This window comes from Nocardioides abyssi, from assembly GCF_030412915.1.
Taxonomy (GTDB): Bacteria; Actinomycetota; Actinomycetes; order Propionibacteriales; family Nocardioidaceae; genus Nocardioides; species Nocardioides abyssi.
In genome coordinates, this window is record NZ_JAUHJR010000064.1 from 1 (window position 1) to 350 (window position 350).

1 protein-coding gene is annotated in these 350 nt (G+C 45.1%); it reads right to left on the minus strand.

Annotated elements, in window-relative coordinates; translation table 11 throughout:
- Positions 1 to 8: 8 nt before the first annotated feature.
- The coding region (locus QWY29_RS19915; protein WP_300962980.1) for a S10 family serine carboxypeptidase-like protein at positions 9 to 350 on the minus strand (342 nt) is incomplete at its 5' end.

Consider the following 350-nt stretch of genomic DNA (forward strand, 5'->3'; position numbering starts at 1 on the left):
AATATGTGTTAAGCAAATGGCACGTTTCTTGTAAACCTATAGAGCAAATCATAGGCCCACTTGGGTTGATCGTTTGGTACCATGTGGCCAGCATTTCTCACTAACAGTTCCACTAAATTCCCCCCAGTCCTCACGTATCCAGCCGGTTCATCATCCACGTACCAAATATTTCTAGGCGAGTTCTGATAATCTTCACTCCCGCTGAACTTCAATTTACTCAAATAGTCCAGCGCCATTGGATATCCGCATGTGACGTCTGTTTGTCCTGTAAAAATTAGAACTCTGTAGTTCTCCAAGAGTTCTTCCATCCACGGAGCGACGCTCACGGGTATATCGGGTTGTAAAGCGTC